At 72.7% G+C, this 13,853-nt stretch carries 13 protein-coding genes; 4 read left to right on the plus strand and 9 right to left on the minus strand.

Features of this window, described 5'->3' with window-relative positions; translation table 11 throughout:
* Positions 1–187 precede the first annotated feature (187 nt).
* Positions 188–1,399: a glycosyltransferase family 4 protein gene (locus ACFO4E_RS01850; protein ID WP_378570940.1), complete on the plus strand. Its 1,212-nt coding sequence runs from the start codon at positions 188–190 to the stop codon at positions 1,397–1,399.
* A 109-nt stretch (positions 1,400–1,508) separates the two neighbouring features.
* Here the strand turns inward: ACFO4E_RS01850 and ACFO4E_RS01855 are convergent, their stop codons facing one another.
* From ACFO4E_RS01855 to ACFO4E_RS01890, 8 genes are all read right to left on the minus strand, one after another.
* Positions 1,509–2,366, minus strand: a complete 858-nt coding sequence (locus ACFO4E_RS01855; protein WP_378570942.1) for a glycosyltransferase family 2 protein — start codon at positions 2,364–2,366, stop codon at positions 1,509–1,511.
* Between the two features lie 367 nt (positions 2,367–2,733).
* Positions 2,734–3,504 carry a CDP-alcohol phosphatidyltransferase family protein gene (locus ACFO4E_RS01860; RefSeq protein ID WP_378570838.1) on the minus strand — a complete coding sequence of 257 codons (771 nt, stop codon included), beginning with the start codon at positions 3,502–3,504 and terminating at the stop codon, positions 2,734–2,736.
* Positions 3,482–4,531, minus strand: coding sequence for an iron-containing alcohol dehydrogenase family protein (locus ACFO4E_RS01865; protein ID WP_378570840.1), 1,050 nt, complete (start codon positions 4,529–4,531; stop codon positions 3,482–3,484). The genes ACFO4E_RS01860 and ACFO4E_RS01865 overlap by 23 nt, the downstream gene beginning before the upstream one ends.
* 5 nt (positions 4,532–4,536) lie before the next feature.
* Positions 4,537–5,268: a phosphocholine cytidylyltransferase family protein gene (locus tag ACFO4E_RS01870; RefSeq protein ID WP_378570842.1), complete on the minus strand. Its 732-nt coding sequence runs from the start codon at positions 5,266–5,268 to the stop codon at positions 4,537–4,539.
* A gap of 16 nt (positions 5,269–5,284) precedes the next feature.
* Positions 5,285–5,932 (minus strand): DUF5941 domain-containing protein, encoded by a 648-nt coding sequence (locus ACFO4E_RS01875; RefSeq protein WP_378570844.1) that lies wholly within the window; start codon positions 5,930–5,932, stop codon positions 5,285–5,287.
* 3 nt (positions 5,933–5,935) lie between these two features.
* Positions 5,936–6,769, minus strand: a complete 834-nt coding sequence (locus ACFO4E_RS01880; RefSeq protein ID WP_378570846.1) for a hypothetical protein — start codon at positions 6,767–6,769, stop codon at positions 5,936–5,938.
* 349 nt (positions 6,770–7,118) lie between these two features.
* Complete coding sequence (locus tag ACFO4E_RS01885) at positions 7,119–7,937, minus strand: ABC transporter ATP-binding protein (RefSeq protein WP_378570848.1); 819 nt, start codon at positions 7,935–7,937, stop codon at positions 7,119–7,121.
* Positions 7,937–8,764 (minus strand): ABC transporter permease, encoded by an 828-nt coding sequence (locus tag ACFO4E_RS01890; RefSeq protein WP_378570850.1) that lies wholly within the window; start codon positions 8,762–8,764, stop codon positions 7,937–7,939. The genes ACFO4E_RS01885 and ACFO4E_RS01890 overlap by 1 nt, the downstream gene beginning before the upstream one ends.
* Before the next feature lie 426 nt (positions 8,765–9,190).
* On the opposite strand from ACFO4E_RS01890, the gene ACFO4E_RS01895 reads away from it, so the two are divergent.
* Both ACFO4E_RS01895 and ACFO4E_RS01900 read left to right on the plus strand, forming a co-directional pair.
* Entirely contained in the window at positions 9,191–9,964 is a 774-nt protein-coding gene (locus ACFO4E_RS01895) for an IspD/TarI family cytidylyltransferase (protein ID WP_378570852.1), read from the plus strand.
* Positions 9,961–10,728, plus strand: a complete 768-nt coding sequence (locus ACFO4E_RS01900) for a glycerophosphodiester phosphodiesterase (protein ID WP_378570854.1) — start codon at positions 9,961–9,963, stop codon at positions 10,726–10,728. The genes ACFO4E_RS01895 and ACFO4E_RS01900 overlap by 4 nt, the downstream gene beginning before the upstream one ends.
* A gap of 4 nt (positions 10,729–10,732) precedes the next feature.
* Here the strand turns inward: ACFO4E_RS01900 and ACFO4E_RS01905 are convergent, their stop codons facing one another.
* Positions 10,733–11,740, minus strand: a complete 1,008-nt coding sequence (locus tag ACFO4E_RS01905; protein ID WP_378570855.1) for a glycosyltransferase family 2 protein — start codon at positions 11,738–11,740, stop codon at positions 10,733–10,735.
* A gap of 343 nt (positions 11,741–12,083) precedes the next feature.
* Between ACFO4E_RS01905 and ACFO4E_RS01910 the strand changes: the two genes are divergently transcribed.
* Positions 12,084–13,610, plus strand: coding sequence for an LCP family protein (locus ACFO4E_RS01910; RefSeq protein WP_378570943.1), 1,527 nt, complete (start codon positions 12,084–12,086; stop codon positions 13,608–13,610).
* Positions 13,611–13,853 lie beyond the last annotated feature (243 nt).

A 13,853-nucleotide genomic window follows, 5' to 3' on the forward strand; every position in this document is an offset into this window, starting at 1 on the left:
GGGGCCTGCGCGGGCTCCCCGTTCGCCCGGATTCCGGCGATCCGACCTCTGGATTCACCGGGAGAACCCCTCGGCGTCACTCGCTGATTCACCTGATGTTTCCGGAAGCATTTAGCGTCCTGTGCAGGCCATATGCCGTCATTCGGTCATCATGGGACGTAGTAGTCGGAAGTGGGTGAAACTGCACATGCACGCTCTCGTCGCGACGGTGGTCCACCACCCCGAGGACGCGCGCATCCTGCACCGCCAGATTCGCGCCCTCCTCGACGCCGGACACACCGTCACCTACGTCGCACCCTTCCGCGAGCGCGGCGTGACGCCGTGGCCCGAGCTGTCGGTGGTCGACGTGCCCCGTGCGGCCGGCCGGCGGCGCCTGCGCGCGCTGCGCGCCGCACGCGCCGCCCTGGCCGAGCACGCCCCGCAGGCCGATGTCCTGCTCTTCCACGACCCCGAGCTGCTGCTGGCGCTCCCCCGCAACCGGCCCGTGACCATCTGGGACGTGCACGAGGACGCCGCCGCCGCACTGCTCACCAAGCCGTGGCTGCCCAAGGCGCTGCGCCGGCCCCTCGGGCCGGTCGTGCGCGGCTTCGAGCGGCGCGCCGAACGGCGCATGCACCTGCTGCTGGCCGAAGAGGGCTACCGCGACCGGTTCGAGCGCAGCCACCCCGTGGTGCCCAACACCACCTACGTCCCCGAGCGGCCGGCCCGCCGCCCCGGCACCGACCGCGTGGTCTACCTCGGCCACCTCTCCACCGCCCGAGGCGCCCGCGAACTGGTCGAGCTGGGCCGGATCCTCCAGCCGCACGGTGTGAAGGTGGAGGTCATCGGCGCCGCCGACGGCGCGACCAAGCCGCTGCTGCGCGCCGCCCAGCAGGAAGGGGCGGTCCACTGGTACGGGTTCGTCCCCAACGACCAGGCGCTGCGGATGGTCAGCGGGGCGCTGGCCGGCATCAGCCTGCTCCACGACACCCCGAACTACCGGCACTCCATGCCGACCAAGGTGATCGAGTACATGGCCCACGGGCTGCCCGTCATCACCTCGCCCACCCCGGTGGCGGCCCGGCTGGTCAACGGGCGCCCGGAGGGCGACTCCGGCCTGGTCGTGCCCTACAATGACGCGGCCGCGGCGGCCGACGCGGTCCTACGGCTGCGCTCGGACCCGCCGCTGCGCAACCGGCTGGCCACCACCGGGCACGCCATCGCGCGGTCGGAGTTCCACTGGCCCACGCAGGCCGTCCAGTTCGTCCAGCAGCTGGAGGAGTGGGTCCAGGCGGCGCAGGGCAGCCAGGCCGAGGGCGCCGGCGTGCGACTGCCGCACCAGGCCACGGGCCCCGCCGGGACGCCGCAGCGCACGCCCAGGCCGTTCCCGCTGGTCGGCCCCGCCACATCGGAGCGGTGAGGCGGCCCGGACCCCCGGCACGCTCCCCAACCGCGGAAACCAACCGCCCGGACCCGCCCGGACCCGCTCAATGCGGTCCCGGGCCGGGCCATGCGTGGAAGCCGACGGGTCAGATGATCGGCGGGCGCCCCATGCGGGTCATGCGCCAAGCGGTGCGCCACGAGATGGGCGCGCGGGGACCGGAGTCCTCGCGCCAGCCCTCGCGGAAGCCCTGGAACCAGGCCCGCAGCGAGGTGGCCGACCGCTCGCGCAGCAGCGTGATCCCCACCCACGTGCCCAGGTAGGCGACCGCCAGCGGCCACGGCAGGTTGCGCCGCGCCAGCCACACCCGGTTGCGGGCGTTGAGCCGGAAGAAGTCGGCGTGCCGGGTGGGCGCGACGGCCGGGTGGTACATGACGGCGTCGGCGTCGTACTCGATGTCGTACCCGGCGTCGAGGATGCGCCAGGCGAGGTCGGTCTCCTCGTGGGCGTAGAAGAACCCGCCGGGCAGCCCCCCGCCCTTTTCGAAGGCCTCGCGGCGGATCGCGCACGCGCCGCCCAGGAAGGTCGTGACCCGGCTGGACCGCTGCGGGTCGCCGACGCGCAGCCGCGGCACGTGCCGGCGCTGGTCGGGTCCGCCGTCGGGGTCGGCGATGCGGAAGGACAGCGCGCCCAGAGCGGGTTCGCCGGTGAACCGGCCCGCGACGTGGTGGGCGAGGTCGCGCGAGCGGTACCAGCCGTCGTCGTCCAGGAACAGGATGATGTCGCCGGTGGCGGCCTTGACCCCGTGGTTGCGCCCCTCGGGGATGCCGACGTTCTCGGGCAGCCGCACCGTGATGACGCCGTCGGGCAGCTCGGGAAGGTCGGCGCCGTTGCCCACGACGATGACCTCGACGTCGGCGTCCTCCTGCTCGAACACGCTGGTGATGGCGCGGCGCAGCTCAGCGGGGCGGTTGCCCATGGTGAGCAGCACGCAGGAGATCCTCATCCGCTGCGGGCCGTTCAGGGCCGCATGCTCGGCGTGCGCGGAGACACCGGTGTCGCCGGTCGCGCCGGAGAGCCGGGTGTCCGTGCCCTGCGGCTCGGTCGCGGGCAGGTCCGGGGATACGGGACTGGTCATGAGCACCGTTCAGACATGGCTACGGGATGGACGGGAGTCGACGATCGCATGTCAAGGCTAACGGAAGGATAAACCCGCGTTTGCGAACGCCACGGCCCGGGGAGCGGTGCGGCCCCCGTCGGAAGGGACCGGCACCGCCGCTGTTCTGCGGTCTTGCCCCGCGCGGCGGCGGTGCGGCCCCCGTCGGAAAGGACCGGCACCGCCCACCACCTGCGGAATCGCCCCGTGATGGGGGTTACTCCAGCCGCCGCGACGCCAGCACACTGACCAGGTGCAGCACGGTCTGCAGCGCCGCCACCGCGACGCACACGGCCATGAGCACCTGTGTGGCGAGCAGGTCGCCGCGGAACGCGTCGACGACCGCGACGACCGCCACGAGGATGGACAGCTCCACGGCCTGGATGACGCGGTGGAACCGCAGCGCCGACGCGGCCTTGCGGGCCAGGCCCAGCCCCGCGGAGCGCGGCTGCATGGCCGAGTCGGCGACCTTCTCGGGCAGCCCGGCCTTGGCGCGGGCGACCACTACGTTGTCGGTCTCGACCTTGATCAGAGCGGCGCCCAGGGCGGCGGCCATCCCCGCGATCACCCAGCCGCCGGCCGCGAACTCCCCCTGGGCGCGGATGCCGAGCCCGATCAGCAGGGCGATCTCGGAGAGGTAGTGGCCGATGCGGTCGAGGTAGATGCCCGCGACGCTGGTGCGGCCGGTGTAGCGGGCGACCTCGCCGTCGGAGCAGTCCAGCAGCAGGTAGATCTGGATCAGCACGAGCGCGAGCAGCGCCGACCAGAGGTCGCCGAACGCCAGGACCACCCCTGACAGCACGCCGAACGCCATCATCAGGTAGGTGATGGGGTTCGGCGCGACGCCGAGGCGGATGAACGCCGCGCTCACATAGGGGGAGATGTCGCGCATGTAGAGGCGGCCGGCCCAGTGCTCCTCGTTGACGCGCTCCTTGATGCCCTCGGGCTGGCCTCCCGCGCGGACCTCAGCGACCGACGGTCTTGACATATTCACCGACGCTCCGCCGAATCTCGTCCTCGGATAGGGCAAGGTGCTCCAGGACCGTGTACCGGCCCGGGCGGGTCTCGGGCGCGTAGACCACGGCCCGTGCGAACTGCTCGTCGTCGAGGCCGATCTCGGCGGGGACCACGGGCAGCTCGTGGCGGAGCAGGCAGGCGCGGATGTCGTGCATGGTGGCCTCGCCCTCGCCCTGGTGGCGGCTGCGCAGGAAGAACGCGAAGAGGGCGCCCACACCGGCCAGCTCGCCGTGGTTGCTCACGCCGGGGTAGAGGTGGGTGATGGCGTGCAGGATCTCGTGGCAGGCCCCGCTCGCGGGGCGGCTGGAGCCGGCCACCGACATCGCCATGCCCGACAGCACCAGCGCCTCGGCCAGCACGGTCAGGAACTCCTCGGACTCCACGGAGTCGGTGCGGTGCAGCACGGCCGCCGCCGCGACCCGGGCGAAGGTGACGGCCATGCCGTCGACCGGCTCGCCCTGCTCGCGGCCCGCCAGCTCCCAGTCGGCGATGGCCGACAGGTTGCTGACGACGTCGCCGATCCCGGACCGGACCAGGCGCTGCGGGGCGGCCTGGACGTAGTCCACGTCGATGACCACGGCGATCGGCATGGAGACCCCGTAGGACCCCTTGCCGCTCTCGTGCTCCAGCGACGCGGTCGGCGACGCGATGCCGTCGTGGGCCAGGTTGGTGGCCACCGCCACCATGGGGATGCCCGCCATGGAGGCGGCGAACTTGGTGACGTCGATGGTCTTGCCGCCGCCGATCCCGGCCACGGCCTCATAGGCGCCGGAGCGCAGCTTCTTGCCCAGCTCCGTCGCGACGTCGATGCTGCCGCCCTCGACCCGGAACACCTCGCAGTTGGGGAGGTCGAGGTCGGCCCCGATCTGGGCGCCCTGTCCCGGGCCCACCGCGACGGCGATGCGGCCCTCGGTGGCGATCCGCCGGTCGGCGAGCACCGACCCCAGGGAGGCGATGGCGCCGCGCCGCACGTCGATCGTCAGGGGGGACGGGAGCATGCGGGCTAGTAGCGGCATGCGATCTCCCGCGCGCGGTTCAGGTCGTCGTGGTTGTCCACCTCGACCCAGTCGACCTTGCCGATCGGGGCGACCGCGACCTTGCCGCCGCGGTTCACCAGCTCCTGGTAGCCGTCCTCGTAGTACAACTGGGGGTCGCGCTCCCAGGTGGTCTTCAGCGCGTCGGCGAGGCGGTCGGCGAGGCCGCCCTCGATGAGGGTGGCGCCGATGTACTCGCCCGCGGCGATGGCCGGGTCCATGAGCTTGGTGATGGTGGCCAGGTGCCCGGAGGCGTCCAGGGTCACCTTCATCTCCTCGTCCGCGAGGGTTTTCGCGTCGTCCACCGCGAGGAGCAGCTCCGGCCCCCGGGCGGCGAGTAGCGTTTCCTCGACGCTGACCGGGTGGACGGTGTCGCCGTTGACAAGCAGGACGCCCTCGGCGAAGTACTCGCGGGCGGTCCACAGGGAGTAGGCGTTGTTCCACTCCTCGGCCTTGTCGTTATAGGCCAGGGTGAGCTTGACGCCGTGGCGGGCCTCCAGGGCCTCCTTGCGCTCCTCGACCGCTTCGGAGCGGTATCCCACGACCACGACGACGTCGGTCAGGCCGACCTCGGCGAGGTTGTGCAGGGAGATGTCCATGATGGTGGTGTCACCATCGACCGGCACCAGTGCCTTGGGCAGGGTGTCGGTGTACGGGCGCAGTCGGCGGCCCGCTCCCGCGGCAAGTACCATCCCGAGCATGTAGGCGCCTTCCTCCTTAGGTCGTGGAGGCGTCCATGCCTCCCCGTTCGTTTCGCGGCGGGTCCTCATACGGTGCGACCGGGGTCGCCGACCAGCTCGCCGTGGTCTCCCAGACGAGCAGGACCACGAGGTGGCCGGTGAGCACACCGTAGGTGAACGGCAGCCAGCCCAGCGCACCGCCGATGGCGACGAGCAGCATCCGGCCGTCCCATCCGAGCATCGCCCGGACGGCCCAGCCGGGGGGGCGGGTCCCGCACCGTGCCCGGTGGACGGAGTCGCGGTGGTGGAGCACGACCGCTGTCAAGAGTACGAAGACCAGCGGGCCCGGTACGCCCGATCCGTAGCCGAGCGCGAGTAGGTAAAGGTACTCGGTTCCGCGGAGGACCGGCGGGACCATCCAATCAAACCGTCCGTCATGCGGATGCCCAGAGGCCACCCCCGAGAGCAGGAGGGCCGCAACCGGTGCGAACAGGGTAATGCCTGACGCGTGGCCGATCCCGGCCACCAGGAGCACCCCCGTGACCATGGCTCCGGCCAACGCGGGCAGCAGCGGCGGGAGCGCCCCGGGCGCGAACCTCCCCAAACCAGTACTCAAGTGACCATCATCACGGAGAAAACGCAGGTCAGGACGGTGCGTATCGGGATCCGACGGGGGCACGCCCATGCTCTACCTCGCGGCGTCTCGGGCCGGTTGCTCGGTCAGCTCCCGGGTGATCGCGACGGCACAACCGACGATCAGTGCGATAAACGTCACCCGGGCGTCCCAAATCGTTATCGTCGACGCCACCACGGCGAGGCGCCCGGCCTGGGGGAAGGACAGCGCCGTGCGCACCCACGACGGCGCCGGAGCCCCCGCGCGGCCGCGGTCGGCGGCGGGCCGCGGCGCCTCGTCCGCGGCCCTCTCCTGTTCCCGGCCGGCGCGCACGCTGCGGATCGCGCGCAGCCGCCCCTCTTCCCATTCGGCGCTGATCCGGCTCTCGGGGACGGTGCGGATCCGGATCGGGTCGACGCGGTCGCCGGCGCCGGGACCGGCCGCGCGCGGCTCCGGGACCGGGGTGCCGAACAGCTCGGCGGTCAGCGACGGGTCGCTGGGTGTGCGGTCGCGGCGGCCGGGGTCGACGGCGTCGATCGGTGACCCGGCGGCACGGCCGCGCGGCGTTGCGGTCCCGGGCGGCGCCGCTCCGGCGGCGGCGCGGGCTGCCACGACCGTGTCGAACAGCGCCAGGGAGATGAGCGCCCCGGCCGCCCATGCCCACGCGTCGGGCACCCCGGACAGCGCGCCGCCGATGGCCACCCCCGCGTAGACCGTGTACTCCCGCAGCCGGGCGAAGACCGCCCGCAGCCAGGTGTCGAGGGAATCGGGGGTGCGGCCGGCGCGCAGCCGTTCGGCGGCGGTATCGGTGAGCAGCATGAGGGCCAGCAGCAGCGATCCGACGAGGGAGCCGCGCAGCCCGCCCTCGGTGAACCACACGGCGGCCGACACCGCCAGGAAGAGCGCCACCCGGGTGAGGCTCGCCGGGGTGACCCCGCGGCGCCGCGCCCAATCCACCGCAGGCCGGGCCCATCGCCCGGCATACCGATTGGTGAGTGCGCCGACATCCGCCACGGCCGTGCCCCTCCCACGCGCCCTGTGTTGAACGTTCACCCAGGATGGCGCGCACGGCAACCACCGACACACCGGACCGGTGAGAAGCCGGGGCGGTGGGCCGCCGCCTGCCGCCCCTCGGCCCGGTCGCCAATGACCCTATGGCGTCGGCGGCGCCGCCGGAAGGGGGGCGGACGCGCCGCAGCCCGGCCGCGGGGCGGCCGGGCTGCGGAACGGCGGACTGGGCGGGAGGAAGCGGTACGGGTCAGGCGGCCTTGCCGTTGCCGTCCTCGCCGGTGGGCTTCTTGCCCTCGGCGGGCTTCTTCGCCTCCTGCTCGGCCTTGACGTCGGCGTTGTAGGCGTCCAGCGCGCTCTGGATGTCGGCGTCCAGGACCAGCGCGCCGTCGCGGACGTAGAGGCCGCGGTTGCAGAAGCGCTTGAGGTCGGACTCGCTGTGCGACACCAGCACCATGGTGCGGTTGTCGGCCAGCATCCGCTTGATGGCGTCGTAGCACTTCTTCTTGAACGCCTTGTCGCCGACCGCGAGCACCTCGTCGACCAGCATGATGGGGTGCTGGAGCTGGGAGATCAGCGCGAACCCCAGCCGCACCTTCATGCCGCTGGAGTAGTGCCGCACCGGCATGTCGATGTAGCCCTCGCGGATGTTGGCGAACTCGACGATCTCGTCGAACTTCTCCTCGATCATCTTCGGGGTCATGCCGTGCAGCGAACCCACCAGCTGGACGTTCTCGCGACCGGTGAGCTGGTCGTTGAAGCCCGCCCGCAGCTCCAGGAGCGGGGCCACCTTGCCGCGGACCTCGACGCTGCCCTCATCGGGGATGAGGACGCCCGCGATCATCTTCAGCAGGGTGGACTTGCCGGTGCCGTTCTTGCCGACGATGCCCACGCATTCGCCCTGGCCGATCTCGAAGGAGATGTCGCGCAGCGGCCAGAAGTCGGCCCCGGTGGGGTTGGGGTCGCGCTTGGTCCCGTGGATGAACATCTCGCGCAGGCTCCGCTTGCGCCGGCGGTTCATCGCGAACTTGATGCCGAGCCCCTTGGCCTCGATGACCGGCTCCGCCATTACAACTCCTTCAGGACGGACGTTTCCAGTCGGCGGAACGTCGCGTATCCGATGACGAGTGTCAGGACGGCCCCCCCGATCGACGCCACCAGGGTAAATGCGTTCGGTGCGTCGGCCGGGTACCAGACCGCGTGGTGCATCTTGAAGATCCCCAGCAGCGGGTTCAACTGGTACAGCGTCTTGAACCAGTCCGGGAACGTCTCCGAGTCGAGTACCAGCGACGACGGGATGATGATCGCCGACGCGTAGAACAGGACCCGGTTCAGGATACGCACCACCCGCTCGACGTCGCGCACCAGCACGTTGACCGACGCCAGCAGCAGGGTGATACCCAGGGAGAACGCGAACTGCACGATCAGCGCCAGCGGCAGCCACAGCAGCAGTCCCCCCGCCGAGGTGCGTCCGCCCAGGGCGAACACGAACATCAGCAGCACCGGCCAGGTGAAGAGGTAGTCGACGAACTTGCTCGACACCACCGCCACCGGGAAGATCTCCCGCGGCACCTTCATCGTGGTGATGAGCTTGGCGTGCGAGATGAGCGCCTTGGGCGCCTCGTTCAGCGCCACGCTGAACCACAGCCACGGGAGCAGGCCGGAGATCAGGAACAGCATGTAGCCGCCCGGCGCGTCGTCACCGCCGGGCACACCCCGGTTGGTGTTGAAGACGAGTCCGAAGACGAAGAAGTAGACCCCTGCCATGGCGAGCGGTTCCAGCATGGACCACGCGTAGCCGAGGACCGACTTCTGGTATTTGACCTTCAGGTCACGACGGACCAGAAGACTGACGACCTTCCGGTTCTGCCAGACGGCCAGCGCCCTTGACGCCACCGCCACCTCCTCCGGGGTGAAGTTTCAATCCTCCGCGACCGCGCCGGCGGCGCGCGCCGCGCGGTCCGGGCCGAGCGCCATCCCCGGCCGGGCACCAGCCCGCGGGCGAGTTCCATGGCGACGCCGCAACCGCCGAAGACGGGCGGTGGACAACGGTTCTGGGGATCGGCTGACCAGGAGATCGAACGAGCCGGGACGCTCATTGAGGGGAGACCACTCCTGGGCTCGGCGGCCCGATCCTGCCATATACGCCGACCGGGAGACCGTTCAGGCGTTCACATTACCGGTGCGTCGGAGGGCCCGGCCCCATCGGGCCCTATTGTTCCCTCATTGTTGGCCGGGCGTGGTACCGTCCGGCCGCGCACCCCGGGGACACGTGCCTCGTTCCGCTAGCCTCGGTTGACGACCCGAGGAGAGTTGGTGGACATGTCCCTGGATCCGGCCCCCTCCGGCCCCGCTCCGGGCCGGCCCGCCCGCCCCCGCGTGACAGCGGCCGTCCTGGCCGGCGGGGTGGGGGTGCGCATGGGCGGGTCCCGGCCCAAGCAGCTGCTGGCGCTGGACGGCCGGCCGGTCATCGAGCACTCGATCGCCGCCTTCTGCGCCGCCCCCGAGGTCGACGACGTGATCGTGCTGATGGTCGCCGACCACGTGGGCGAGGTGGCGGAGATCGTCGCGGCGGGCGGCCACCACAAGGTGTCCGCGGTGCTGGCGGGCGGTGCCACGCGCACCGCGACCTCGGTGGCCGCGCTCGACGCCCTCGCCGGCCGCGACGACGGCGACCTCGTGCTCCTGCACGACGCCGTGCGCCCGCTGGTGGACCGCCGCACCGTCGCCGACTGCGTCGCCGCGCTGGGCGAGGCCGGCGCCGTGGGCGTGGCCGTCCCCTCCGCCGACACCGTGGTGGAGGTCACCCGGGGCAGCGGCGGCGCCGAGGTGATCCGGCACGTCCCGCCCCGGGACTCGCTGCGCCGCATGCAGACCCCGCAGGGGTTCCGGCTCGGCGTCATCCGCCGCGCCTATGCCCGCGCGCTGGCCGACCCCGGCCTGGTCGCCACCGACGACTGCGGCGTCGTGCTGCGCTACCTGCCCGAGGAAGAGGTCCGCGTCATCCCCGGCACCGAGTCCAACATCAAGGTCACCCACCCCGGCGACATCGAGATCGCCGAGTCGCTGCTGCGCCGGCGGGCCGGCGCCCGGTGAGCCGGCGCACGGGGGTCTTCACCGCGCCCGAGGTCATCGGGCACCGCGGCGCCGGGCGCGGCGTCGTCGGCGGGCACCGCGAGAACACCGCCGCCTCCTACGCCGCGGCCGTCCGCGACGGCGCGTCGTGGATCGAGGTCGACGTCCGGCGCAGCGCCGACGACGTCCTGGTCGTCAACCACGACGCCGCCCTGCCCGACGGCCGGGCGATCGTGGACCTGACCGCGCGCGAGTGCGCCGCCCAGGGCCTGCTCACCCTGGAGGAGGCGCTCGACGGCCTGCCCGCCCGCATCGGCCTGGACGTCGACGTCAAGACCGTGATGGAGGACGCCACCGATCCGCCGGCGCGGCGCACGGCGGCGCTGCTGCTGCCGGTGCTGCGCCGCGAGGCCGCGCGCCGCCGGGTCTTCGTGTGCTCCTTCGACCCCGCGGTGGTGCTGGCGGTGGGCCGCGACGCCCCCGGCGTGCCGACCGCCTGGATGCCGTTCGTCCGCAACCCGCTGGACCAGGCGGTCGCGGGGGCGGCCGGGATGGGCTGCGCGATCGTCGCGATCGACGCCCGCTCCTTCGGGCTCACCGGCGACGCGCCGCGCCCGGGGCGCCGCTCGGTGGACTACACGGTCGGCACCGCCCACCGCGCCGGCCTGGAAGTGGTCTGCTGGTGCCCCGACCCGGTCGATGCCGCCCGGTTCGCCGACTCCGGGGTCGACGCCGTCGTGGTCGACGACGTCCCCGGCACCGTGGCCGCCCTCAAGCGGGGCTGATCCGTCAGCGGGCGCCGGCGTCGCTGGCGCGGGCGGTCCGCGAATCGGCGCCCAGGCCGGGCGGGCTGGTCAGGAACCCGGTGCCCCACGCCATGTGCATGGTGGCCAGGGCCACCGGGACGCACAGCCCGCCCTTCAGGGTGAGGCCGCGGCCCAGCGGCACCGACGCCGCCAGGATCGCCGCGATGTAGGCGGCGGGCACCAGCAGCGCCGGCCAGAACACGGCGCCCGCCAGCAGTCCGGCGGCGATGGCGAGCACCGCCGCGGGCGGCGCCAGGTAGCGCAGGTTGATGGTGCCCTTGTGCTGCCGGGCGACCACGCGCCGCCAGCGGCCGTAGTGGAAGTACTGGCGGGCCAGCGTCGCCACGCTGGGCCGGGGGCGGTAGGAGACCCGCATGCGCGGCTGGAACCACACCACCCCTCCGGTGGCGCGGATCCGGTGGTTCATCTCCCAGTCCTGTGCGCGCAGGAACGCCTCGTCGTAGCCCTCGACCCGGTCGAGCGCGGAACGCCGGAACACGCCGAGGTACACGGTGTCGGCCGGACCGCCCGCACCCCCGGTGTGGAAGCGGGCGTTGCCCACCCCGACCTTGGAGGTCATGGCGGCGGCCACGGCCTTCTCCCAGTCGGTCTCGCCCTCGGCGGCCATGATGCCGCCGACGTTGTCGGCCCCGGTCTGCTCCAGGGTCTCCACGGCCACCCGCAGGTAGTCCGACGGCATCATGGCGTGGCCGTCGATGCGGGCCACGATGCCGTGCGAGGATGCGCCGATGGCCGCGTTGAGGGCGGCGGGGGTGCGGCCGGTGGGGTTGTCCACGACCTTGACGCGCGGGTCCGCGGCGGCGAGCCCGTCGGCGACCTCGCGGGTGCGGTCCTTGGACGGTCCCACCGCGAGGACCACCTCCAGCTCACCCGGGTACTCCTGGGCGAGCACGTGCCGCACCGCTGCGGCGAGGTGGCGCTCCTCGTTCAAGATGGGCATCACGACCGAAACGGGCGGCCAGGTGGTCACGGGCGGTCCAAGGGGTGACAAGGGGCTGGCTGGGGTGCAGGGGCAACGCTACTGCACCCTCCGGCCGGGTCCGGACGGACGCGCGCCGCGGGCGGGACGGCCACCGCCCGGGGGCCGCTCTCGCGGCCGTGGCGAACCATCCGGCGCCGCCGTACGTCCAACCGGGTGCAACACGCCGAGGAGCGACATCGGGAGACCCATCGGTGGATCGGGTGACAACCTAGGAGTCTAGGGACCGGGACACCGGGGCGATCATGAGCAGGGGAGGCACCCAGTGAGCGATCGCACGGGAGGGGACGGGCGGGGGCCGGACCGGCCCGACGGCGACCCGGAGTTCCGCCGCATGCGCTCCGCCCCCACCCCGCCCGCCCCGCCGGCTCCGCGCACCCCGTCCGGCCCCCGCACCGGCTCCGCGCACCGCGGCGGTGTCGCCGCCCTGCCCGGCCGGCGCGTCCGCCGCAAGCGGGCGGCCGTGCTGCTCTCCGGTGCCCTGTCGGTCATCGTGCTCCTGGCCTCGGGGACCGCGTGGGCGCTCACCGGCTGGGCTTCGGGCCAGATGAACCGGTTCGACGTGTTCGGCGGGCTGTTCGACGGCGACCGCCCCGCCCCCGGGGCCCGCGGGGCCCTCAACATCCTGGTGATCGGCTCCGACGGGCGCGACGGCATGGACCGGGGCGCCCAGAACGAGCTCGGTGTCGGCCACACACCGGGCCAGCGCTCCGACACCATGATGCTCGTCCACCTCAACGACGCCCGCGACCGGATCACCGTGGTCGGCATCCCCCGCGACTCCTGGGTCGACATCCCGGGCCACGGCAAGGACAAGATCAACGCCGCCTATGCCTACGGGGGTCCGCAGCTCGCGGTGCAGACCGTGGAATCGGCCACCAACGTGCGCGTCGACCACTACGTCGAGGTGAACTTCACCGGCTTCGTCGACGTCGTCGACGCGGTGGGCGGGATCGAGGTGTGCCTGCCCCAAGCGATCGAGGACCCCAAGGCGGACCTGTCCATGGCGGCGGGGACGCACCGGGTCGACGGCCGCGAGGCGCTGGCGTTCGCGCGCACCCGCCAGACCACGAAGGGCGACCTGGACCGCATCGACCGCCAGCAGCAGGTCATAGCGGCGCTGCTGGACCAGGCGCTCAGCTCCGACACCCTCGGCGACCCGCAGAAGTTCGCGGCGTTCCTCGACTCCGCCCTGAGCTCCATCACGGTCGACGAGGGGCTGGACACCGCCACCATCAACCGCCTCGGCGGGCAGCTGCGGTCCATCGGGCTCGACGACGTCTCGTTCACCCAGGTCCCGATCGCGCAGATGGACTTCTGGACGCCGCGGGGCGACGTCGCCGTCGTCTGGGACGAGGCCGCCGCGGGGGCGATGTTCGCCGACATCACGGCGGACCGGCCGCTCGGCGCCGATGAGGAGCCGGGCGGAGAGGGCGGCCCCGGCGACGCCCCCTCCGGCGGGGACCCGGCCGCGGAGGTCGCCCCGCAGGACATCCGGCTCCAGGTGTTCAACGGCATGGGCACCCCGGGGATCGGCGCGCAGGCCCGCAGCGACCTCACCACCGCAGGGTTCCAGGTGCCGGCCCAGGCCCAGGACTGGTCGAGCCGCAGTGTCCCGGAGACCGTGGTCCGCTACGGGCCCGGCGACGCCGCCGCGGCGCAGGCGGTCGCCGACGCCGTCCCCGGCGCCACCACGGAGGAGGACCCCACGCTGAGCAGCGAGCTCCAGGTGGTCCTCGGGTTCAACTACACCGGCGTCGAATCCGGATCGGCCCCCGCCGCGGATCCGTCCGCCTCACCGGACGGCGGCGTCGGCGAGCCCGAGACCTCCACGGCCAGGGATCAGGTATGCCCCGCCTGACGGGTGCACCCGCGGGTAGCGCGACACCGACGGCGACGGACGACAGGAGGCACCATGCTGCGGCACGGCGTGAACGGGCCCACCCACGGGTAGCGCAACACCAACAGCGACGGACAACAGGAGGCACCATGCTGCGGCACGGCGTGAACGGGCCCACCCACGGGTAGCGCAACACCAACAGCGACGGACAACAGGAGGCACCATGCTGCGGCACGGCGTGAACGGGCCCACCCACGGGTAGCG

The organism is Nocardiopsis mangrovi, assembly GCF_042653925.1.
GTDB classification, from domain to species: Bacteria; Actinomycetota; Actinomycetes; order Streptosporangiales; family Streptosporangiaceae; genus Nocardiopsis_B; species Nocardiopsis_B mangrovi.